This is a genomic window from Calothrix anomala FACHB-343 (genome assembly GCF_014696435.1).
In the GTDB taxonomy this organism is placed as follows: Bacteria; Cyanobacteriota; Cyanobacteriia; order Cyanobacteriales; family Nostocaceae; genus Aulosira; species Aulosira anomala_A.
On record NZ_JACJQG010000030.1, the window covers coordinates 90,169 to 98,380 of the forward strand.

Annotated in this window: 3 protein-coding genes; 2 read left to right on the plus strand and 1 reads right to left on the minus strand. The window is 41.4% G+C overall.

The annotated features are described in order from the left end of the window. The first annotated feature begins 73 nt into the window (after positions 1–73). Both H6G08_RS18285 and H6G08_RS18290 read left to right on the plus strand, forming a co-directional pair. Entirely contained in the window at positions 74–3,709 is a 3,636-nt protein-coding gene (locus H6G08_RS18285) for a two-partner secretion domain-containing protein (RefSeq protein ID WP_190545460.1), read from the plus strand. A gap of 312 nt (positions 3,710–4,021) precedes the next feature. Beyond that, positions 4,022–4,879, plus strand: a complete 858-nt coding sequence (locus H6G08_RS18290; protein ID WP_190545461.1) for a DUF928 domain-containing protein — start codon at positions 4,022–4,024, stop codon at positions 4,877–4,879. A 353-nt stretch (positions 4,880–5,232) separates the two neighbouring features. Here H6G08_RS18290 and H6G08_RS18295 read toward each other — a convergent pair whose 3' ends face one another. Beyond that, complete coding sequence (locus tag H6G08_RS18295; protein WP_190545463.1) at positions 5,233–7,875, minus strand: CHAT domain-containing protein; 2,643 nt, start codon at positions 7,873–7,875, stop codon at positions 5,233–5,235. Positions 7,876–8,212: the final 337 nt, after the last annotated feature.

Sequence of the window (8,212 nt, forward strand, 5' to 3'; positions counted from 1 at the left end):
CGGCTTTTCTATGGACTATTCAACTTATGATTAAATATTGACAGATTGCCATTGCCAAAAAATTGCCAGCTGCGTGAAAAACCAATCAGTTCCAATTCAAACCGGTTCTTCTACAAAACTTTCCAAGAAAGTTAGTTCAATAACTCAACTGCTAAGACAACCCAGTTGGCAAACTAAGCTAGTCAGTGCTTTTGTTCTTAGTGGAGCAATATTTACTTTCTCTAACATGTGTGCGCTGGCTCAAAATATTACCCTTGACGGTACGCTGGCTCCTCAAGAGACTTTGACAGGCCCAAATTATCTCATTCCGCAACGAGCGGGACGAACTGTTGGCAATAATCTTTTTCAAAGTTTTGGCAAGTTCAACTTAGATACAGGCGAAGTGGCTAAGTTTGAGAGTTCTGCCAGTATCAGAAATATTTTGGCTCGTGTCACAGGTGGTAGTCTTTCTTCGATTAATGGTTTGATTCAAATTCAAGGCAGTAATGCCAACCTGTTCCTGCTTAACCCAAATGGTATTATCTTCGGGCCCAATGCTCAACTAGACATTCGGGGTTCTTTTCTGGCTAGCACCGCCAATAGTTTTGTCTTCCAAAATGGTAGTGAATTTAGTGCCATTCATCCGCAACCACCCGACTTGCTGGCAATTAATGTGCCGATTGGCTTGCAATATGGAGGACAACAACCAGGGGCAATTAGGCTTGAGGGATCTCTAGCTGTTGATCCAGCAAAAACCATTACTCTTGTGGGAGGCCCAATCACTATACAAGGTCAGTCTAATCCAGATAATCCAGACTTTAGATCTTTAAAAGCGCTGGGAGGACAGATTAATCTGGGCGGAGTTTTAGGTGCAGGGATAGTTGGGCTGAATGGGGATGGAAATCTGTTGAGCTTGAATTTTCCAGAGAATATAGCACGAAGTGATATATCTCTTGTAAACAGTGCTTTATCAGTCAAAGGAAACGATCGCGGAGGTGTTGAAATTTATGCCCGGAACTTGCAAGTTTCATCGACGACTATTGATGCTGGCATTGGTGCAGGTTTAGGTTCAACTGCGAGTCAAGCAGGAGACATTAATCTTAATACAACTGAGACAACTACCATAGGGCCATTGGCTAACATTGGAAATTCTGTTTATTTTGGGGCGACTGGAGATGGTGGCAACATTAAGGTAGAAACTGGATCGCTTTTCTTAACTGATGGTGGTAGCATCGGCACATTTACAGATGGAAACGGAAATGCAGGGAGTATCAAAATAAATGCTCGTAACACCGTAATTATTGACGGCGTATCCCTTTTCACATTTGTCGATCCTGACCCTGACATTGGTCTTCAAAACATAATTGTTTTTAGCACAGTATACAGTTATTCAGGAGAAGAGGGCAGAGGTGGGAATATTGACATTACCGCCAGATCGCTAAAAGTTAGTGGCGGAGGTACAGTGGAGTCCAGCGCCAACAGAAGAGATGGGGGCAAGATAACAATCAATGTTAATGATGCTGTGGTTATTGACAATGCAGGCGCTGACTCTACTATCCCTGTCTATGCAAGAGGAACAAGTTCTATACTAAGCTATACGGCATGGCAGAGGGAAGGCAGAGGAGGAGATATTGATATTAATGCAGGGTCACTTTTAATCAGTAATGGCGCTCAGTTATTTGCTAACAAAAGAGGGCAGGGTGATGGCGGCAATGTCAACATTACAACTAGATCGCTCACTCTCTCCAATGGAGGTGTACTGTCTGCTAGAGCAGAGTATGGTCAAGGAAATGCAGGTACAATAAGCATTAATGCTGATGATACAGTCAGTATTAATGGCATAGGCAGCGAGAACAAGCTGAGTGGCATCTTTAATAATATACTTCGTGAGTCTGAAGGCAAAGCTGGTGGTATCAACATAACAACTGGTTCACTTTTTCTGGCTGACGGTGCTTTCCTATCTTCTAGGACGTTTGGACAAGGAGATGCAGGAAACATAACAATCAATGCACGAGATAATGTTTTGTTGACAGGGAGGATAATTGAAGGTGTCCTTCGTTCCAGTGCAATTATCAGTGAGGTAAAACAAACAGGCAATGGACGAGGTGGAGATATCTCGATTACAACTGGGTCATTTTTCCTCAGTGAGGGTGCTAGCATAGGCTCTGCAACTTTAGGGCAAGGAGACGCAGGCAATATTACTATCAATGCCCGTGATACCATTTCTTTAATTGGCCGAATGGATATCTTTGGGCAGACAGGAAACTATATTGCTAGCAACGTTGAAACTAGTGGTACAGGAAAGGGCGGAAACCTGCAAATTGCCACTGGCTCACTGTTTTTGAGCAATGGGACTGAACTGCAAGCCCTAACACGCGGCAACGGAGATGCTGGAAATATCACCATTAATGCTCGTGATGCAGTCGTCATAGACGGAGTTGGAGTCAGTGGATTTTCTAGCGGGTTATTTACCAGTGCAGAACTTGGGGCGTTAGGTCAAGGACGCGCTATTACTGTAAATACGCCTTTATTGCGGCTGAGTAATGGCGGTGTGATTAATGCCCGCACACTCAACAATAAACCCGGAGGCAACATCACCATTAATGCTGACACCTTTGAAGCAATAAATGGTGGACAGGTAATCACGACTACCTATGATAGTGGACAAGCAGGTAATATCATCCTTAACGTCACTGACAAAATTACTTTATCTGGCAGCGATCCGACCTATAAAAACCGAATTTTTCAATTTGCTCAAGGCAATCCGGACAATACAGGCGCAGCTAGTGGGCTTTATGCTAACACAACCCCTGGATCAACAGGAAATGCTGGTAGTATTTTTATTGACCCCAGAACCGTCCTTGTTCAGGATGGAGCAATAATTGCTGTAAATAGTCAGGGTAGTGGTCAAGGAGGCGATATTGACATTCGGGCAGGAAAATTGACACTGGATAATCAAAGTCTGATCTCAGCAGAAACAGCAAGCAATCAGGGTGGTAACATCAACTTCAACAGCAATTTACTATTGCTGCGTCGTGGCGCTCAAATTTCTACCAACGCAGGTACTGAGCAACAAGGCGGTGATGGCGGCAACATCAATATCAACTCAAAATTTCTTGTCGCTGCACCCAATGAAAATAGCGATATTACTGCCAATGCATTCAACGGTGCTGGCGGCAAAATCCAAATTAACGCGACTAATATCTTTGGCATCGCACCACTTAGCCGACAAGATCTAGAAAGATTGCGTCCACTGGATTTAGACCCATATCAACTGCCAAGCAATGACATCACCGCCGTTTCTCAAGCAAACCCTTCTTTAAGCGGCACTATACAAATTAACACCCCAGATGCTGATCCCAGTCGCGGTTTAGTACAACTATCTACTAATGTCGTCGATGTTTCTGGGCAAATTGCCAACGGTTGCACCCCTGGTAGTCGGCAAAGTCAGAGTTCCTTTACCGCTACTGGAAGGGGGGGATTGCCAATCAGCCCCAATCAACCATTACAAGATGTCAGTATGTTGTCAGAGTGGGTGAGAGTAACACAAAAGCCTGCAACTTCTAACCAAGTGCAAGTCACGCCAATATTAGCCAAGTCTGCTACGCAAATTGTCGAAGCTCAAGGGTGGGTGGTTGATGGTAATGGTGATATTAAGCTGGTTGCCTATTCCCCGCAAGTAAATCTGCGTAGTTCTTGGCAAGCATCTGTGTCCTGTCCAACATTTTAGAAAATAGGTACATTCATTCTTTGAATTCAGTCAATAAAACGAGAAAAGCCAACTAATAAATAGGTATCTAGGCTTCAATACTAAATATAGTCATCATCAAAAATTTAAGCATTCTTACGCATAAGCGAAAATCCCAAACTAATAAAAGATTATTATTAAATAATAATTAAAAAATCAACTTTTTGAGGATATGTAATTTAACTTTTTAGATAATTCATTCATCAAGATGAAATACAGCATAATTTAAAAAATATTGCTACCTAAAAATTAGATAAAAAATCATAAATCACTTTTATTGTGATAATTATAGCTATGAAATCATCGTTTAAATCAATAAAATGGATATTGCCGACTGTGCTGATATTGAGCAATGTAATTCAATATCCAGTATTGGTTAAAGCCCAAACTCAATTACCAAGCTCTTCTCCAAAACCAGCATCGTCTAATAAACCAGTTTCTCCTCCAAAAAATCAATCTCGACCTATTTTCCGTTGGACAAAACCCCCAGCCGGACTCAGCACTATATCAGGACGCAGTATTGGCATGGGAAGCCGGAATTTGTGTCCCTATGTACAGATACCTTTAATGGCTTTAGTACCATTTAAAGAACGTGACTCAGCCAAAAATTCTGGTGATAAATCAGTTTCGACAATCTCAATGGATGTGTGGGGATTAACTACAGATGAACGTCCAAGTTTTTGGTTTTACGTTCCTTATACAAAAGAGATTGCTAATGCAAGTGCGGAGTTTGTCTTGCAGGATAGTCAAGAAAATGAAGTTTATAAAAATGCTGTATCTCTAAGAGCAAAACCAGGAGTGATAAATGTTGAATTACCATCAACAACTCTACCATTAGAAGTAGGTAAAACCTATCGTTGGTTTTTCAAGGTCAATTGTAGCGGACAAGATAGTGCTAGCATTCCAATTTATGTTGAAGGTGATGTACAGCGAATCAATTTGGACTCTAGTTTGGCAAACCAAATAGCGACAGCACAACCGCAAGATAAGATTGCTATTTATGCTGCAAATGGCATTTGGTTTGATGCTTTAAATTTACTAGCACAATTGCGTAAAGCTAATCCTAATAATGCATCTTTAGAAAGCGATTGGCAAAGTTTGCTGGAGTCTATTAAATTGGGAAACATTGCCAAAGCTCCCTTGGAGGAATAGGGAATATGGTGAGGCGACTATCAAATTCTGCTCGCTCAGTGATTGGCTATTTTTTTATTTGGAAGTCTCTTAGGTATCAAGTAAAAATAAGTAGTGCTTTCGCGTAGCGTGTCCAAAGGACAAACATCTTGCTCGCGCGGGCACGATGCCCGCACTACAAATATTACAGCAATTTTCAGGTAAATAGACCACACTGTAGGGGCACGGCATCGACAATCTTCTCGTATATACAATAATCTTACTGGTGCCGTGCCCCTACTACTACTTTTCTCTTCCTTCGCGCACTTCGCGTCTTCGTGGTTCGTTTTTTACCCAGCAAAATTAATGGGACAGACCACTAGATTTGGAACAGCTTATAACCAATTACCCACAAGCACATAAGGTGCCCATTGGGCAGGACGACTGTAATTATCACTCTTTAACATTTTAATTTGCGCCTGACGTAGTGCTTCTGATTTTGTCGTTTTACCAGTAGTTAATTGGCTGTAAAATTCGCTGATAAAGAAAGCTGTTGAATCATCATTAATATTCCATAATGAAGCTAATGTACTTCGCGCACCAGCTTTAATAGCAACTCCGGCTAAACCTAATGTGGCGCGGTTGTCTCCAGATGCGGTTTCACATGCACTTAAAACTAGCAATTCCACAGGTTCGCTACGTTTTTCACTTCTACTCTTGAGCAATGTATCAAGTTCACCAACATAAATGCGTTTGTCGTAAGCCAAAATAAAAGTTTCTGTGGCTTTTGAACTAAATTTTCCATGTGTTGCTAAATGAACAATTCTGTAAGGTTGTTCGTTAATTGTTTTTTCTAAAATTGTGCTGATAAATTGATCGTTTAGTAGTGTAGTAGTCCTAACGCCTAATTTCTGAATTTTATTTAGTTCATTTTTAACGTTAGGCAGGGGTGCAAATTTCTCATTTTTGGGGATTTCGGAAAGTCCTCCAGCCAGGGCATTAAAGTTAGTTTTTGTTAATGGTTGGGGTGTAAAGAGTTGCAATCCAGGGCTAAGAGCGAGGGCATATTTTTCGATTAAATATTCTTTACCGTCATACAATACAGCCATTGGAATATTTCGCAAAAGTCCATCGGGAATAAAAACTAGTGTATTGACACCACTAGTTTTTAACTCATCGGCAATTGGTTGAATTAGCCAGTTATAAAGTTGCTCTGAAAGTTCCTTAACTTTCTTAGTTTTTTCAGGTTGAACAATATCTTTTCTTAATTGCATGACAACTTGTTCAACTTGCTGGCGGCTCACTACATTATTTTTATATATCAGAGGTTTGTTAGGAAGTTTGAGGATAACAGCTAACTGGTTTTCGAGAATAATGGGATAAAAGATAGCAGTATGAGGATTATCTTGATCTACTACTCGATCGAGAACCACAAATTGGTTATTTAAGCAAGCTTCTCGAAAGAAATTGTCTAATTCGGCTAGTTGTAGAGTTTCAATGCGCTTGCGGGCTTTATCTAAGTCTGGTTTGTTTTCTCCCTTTTCTTGTAAAAGCAATTCCACTGACTGACGGTAAATAGGTTCGACGCGATCGCGAAAATTAAATTGTACGTCGCGGTTAACTGCAACTAAGTCACTACGCAGAGATTGCAGGGTGGCAACTGCTGCATCGTAGAATGCGATCGCAGCTGTTATATCCCCCTTGGCTCTCAACAACCTTCCTAATTGCCATTGCCAAAGGTAAGCTATATCAGAAGCATCTATTTCTTGCGCAATCAATAATGCTTTCTGGGTCAATTTTTGGGCTTCATTCCACTGCTGAGTTTGTTCGTATACTTCCCCTAAACTGCCCAGCGCGTAGGATTCTGCTTGCCTATCTCCCAGAGTTTGCGCTTGCTGTACAGTTTTTGCGAGTATCTGGGCAATGTCTTGATTGCCACCAAGATTTTTAATAGTCCGAGCAAAATGTATACTGGCATATAAACTTGAATGATTAAGTGGTAAATTAGCCAGTTGCGATCGGATAATGGGAACAAGTACTTTGGCATCTGCGGTTTTTTCGGTTTCCAGCAGCAGACTCAGTTGATTGATTTGGGCTTGGATTTTGGTAAAGGGGGTAGGTGCAACTTCAGCAGCTTTTTGGTAATGAGCGATCGCGCTAGCAAAATCACCTGCGGCTCTTTTGGTGTTACCTAAGCTAAATTCTCCAATACTGATATCTTGGGGTAATTTGAGGTTTTGGGCGATATTGATACTTTGTTGGAGAACTTGCTGAGATTGCTCAAAATCACCCGCTAGTTGCAGTGCATTTCCTAGCGATCGCAAACCAGCGACTTTCATCGGTGAGTCGGGTTGGGTTTGCAACTGTTTGTTAACCGCTTGCAGTGTATCTAATGCACGGCGGTAGAAGCCAGAAACCCTTAAGGCTTGAGCTTGGTTGATGCGGCTGTATGTTACTCTATCTCCATTTCCTAGTTGCTGCCAAAGTTTCTCCGCTCTTTGGGAAGTAGTTAAAGATACTTCTGACTGTCCCACGGATAGTTGCAGTCCCGCCTGAATGTCAAAGGTTTGCGCCAGAACTTCCAAAGGTTCTGAGTTTTGATGATTAACTTTTAACTTTTGATCTTTTACATCCCAACCAAGTAAGTTTAAGCTGGTATTAATAGCATTTTCAGCTTCCTGCAACAAGCCTAATTGCTGATATACCAAAGCCAGATTGCTCAAAGCTGCGGCTTGGTAAATATTGTCCTTTTGCAGCTTATAGGTGCGAACAGCTGCTTGTAGTACTATCACTGCTTGAGAAAAGTTCCCTGATTGATAAAGCTGTTCACCTTTTTCAATCAGCTTTTCTGGATTTGGCGCAAATTGAACATTTGGGATTTTAGTTGCTGGTTGGTTGGCAAAGGTAATGGGAAGAGAAGTCAGGTAAAAAGCGAGGGTGAATAGGAGTATGGAATTTACTACAACCTGTTTTCGACGCAGGAAGTTTTGTAAATTAAAGTGAAGGCTATATTTTTTAGTAAATAATTTTTTTGTCATCTCTCTAAAGAAGTAATTTTTATTCGTTAAGCGTATTTGCGAGCCAAAAAGATACCTCTATTTGGGTGTCCGCCGAGATGCAAATTGGGACAAGTTGTAAATAAATATTGTAGAGAATGCTTTGTTGATTTACGCGCCTTGCCTAAATTTAGTGCGATCGCTACGCACTTCCATTACTGTGGGAGAGGGGAGCATCCCAAATGTGCAAAAACGCCCTCACCCTATAAGGGCTTGTCATTACCAACATCTTTTAAAGTGATTGGGTAATCAAATCAGCAGCCCAACACATATCCTGTAATCGCAACCAGCCTCGCCATAAGGTCTGCCAACCGGGCAG

Bases quoted from the DNA above. Each gene is read 5' to 3' on its own strand.
- H6G08_RS18295 (WP_190545463.1), bottom strand. From the start codon at position 7,875: ATGACAAAAAAATTATTTACTAAAAAATATAGCCTTCACTTTAATTTA.
- H6G08_RS18290 (WP_190545461.1), top strand. From the start codon at position 4,022: ATGAAATCATCGTTTAAATCAATAAAATGGATATTGCCGACTGTGCTG.